This is a genomic window from Ruegeria sp. CG1 (genome assembly GCF_056537265.1).
Window position 1 is genome coordinate 1 of the sequence record NZ_JBQFRF010000030.1, and the last position, 1041, is coordinate 1041.

Here is a 1041-nt window from a genome sequence, read left to right on the forward strand (position 1 = left end):
CGAAACCGGCCTGCCCCAGAGCGGATTGCATATACTGAACATAGCGATCACCGGGCGACTGGTAGTCATCCGAACCCTGAAAATCCTTGTCGCCGGATAGATCCGCAAGGGACGAATAGTAGGGATGATACAGATCGTATTCCTGAGCATCGGTCATGTGCTGTGAAACCGATGCGCGCATATCGTCCAGATCTACCGGCTCCCCTGACCTCTCGGCTGCTTCCAGTTCGATTTTCAGTTCTTCGACCAGATCAGCTTGGGCGGTGTGTTCGTCAACACGGCGGTTGGCCTGGTCCTCGATGTCAGCCAGTCGGCCACCAATGGCGGCATTGTCATACCCCATACTCCGATGCTCTTTCGTGATGATGTCGATCTGCTCAGAAACGCGATCTTCTCGGGGCGCGGATTGGTCGAACTTGGCATAGGGTGCGAAGTGTTCGACTTCGTTCAAAAGATAGTCTGTACGCGAAACCATAGTTTTTCCTTTTCGAGTTGATGGATAACTCTGTGATGGTCCTGCAGATGGCGTTGGCGCGCTCATCAGGTAGACCGGGTGTAGTCCTTATAAGCTGTGTCCGTCATCGTCCTCCAAGCTATGACCGGTATCGTCGCCGCGCCCTTGCAAGAGCGGGTGCGTTGCATGGGCGTGAACGTCCGAAAGTTCCTCAGAGATTGCGATGATCTTGGTAGAGGCAAGTTGGTGCAGCTCATCGACAACGGCCTCGGCGCGGTCCTGGCTATCCGGCAAACCCTGAGCCTGGAAGTGGGCCGCTGCGGTCGAAATATCGTCGCTACGCCATTCCATAGTCGTTCCCAGTGTGACGTTGTGATGGTTGCCAAAACGGGCAACAAACGCCTCGCCATCTAGGCCGTAGCTGTTGGCCGTGTCAGTAACTTCCTTGCGGATCTCGACCCATTGCTCGGCTTGCGGATAATCCACGGTATCCATTTCAGCGGTGTCCATCAGCGTTGAATAACGCCTGTCCTCCATGATGAAGGCTTGCAGGTCAGGATCGTTGGGCCGCATATTCGCAACGTCGC

General features: G+C 55.2%; 2 pseudogenes. Both read right to left on the reverse strand.

The features are described from left to right. Positions 1-475 (reverse strand): annotated as a pseudogene (locus ACR0AU_RS21955) (hypothetical protein); the annotation flags it as partial. Between the two features lie 87 nt (positions 476-562). Beyond that, positions 563-1041, reverse strand: a pseudogene (locus ACR0AU_RS21960) (hypothetical protein); the annotation flags it as partial.